General features: G+C 68.2%; 1 protein-coding gene. It reads left to right on the top strand.

Annotation, left to right across the window (positions count from 1 at the left end; all coding sequences use genetic code 11):
• Nucleotides 1-515 (top strand): Tn3 family transposase (locus C1631_RS24845; RefSeq protein WP_165828373.1); only part of this gene is annotated, 515 nt, incomplete at both ends.

Raw genomic sequence — 515 nt, 5'->3', positions numbered from 1 at the left:
CCCTGGCCCCCCTGATCGGCGGCCGGATCAACGGGGCCCTCATCCGCGCCCATTGGCCCGATATCCTTCGCATCGTCGCGTCGCTGCGGGCGGGAACCGTCACGGCCTCGGTGATCATGCGCCAGCTCGCGGCCCATCCGCGGCAGAATGGGATTGCGACCGCGCTGCGCGAGATCGGGCGGATGGAGCGTACGCTGTTCATGCTCGACTGGATCGAAGACCCCGAGCTGCGCCGCTCGACCGGGCACGAGCTGAACAAGGGGGAGACGCGCAACAGCTTGGCCCGGGCCGTCTTCCTTCATCGCCTCGGCGAGATCCGCGATCGCACCTACGAGAACCAGCAGCACCGCGCCTCGGGCCTCAACCTGGTGGTCACGGCCATCGTCCTGTGGAACACCCGATACCTGGAGCGCGCGCTGGCCAGGCTGCGCGGCGACGAGTTCGTGCCGGCTCACCTGCTCGCCCATCTCTCACCGCTGGGCTGGGAGCATATCAACCTCACCGGCGATTACATC

Source organism: Chryseobacterium phosphatilyticum, from assembly GCF_002899825.2.
GTDB lineage: Bacteria > Bacteroidota > Bacteroidia > Flavobacteriales > Weeksellaceae > Chryseobacterium > Chryseobacterium phosphatilyticum.
Note: the sequence above shows the minus strand (reverse complement) of the source record. Positions and strands in the feature narration are given on the sequence as shown.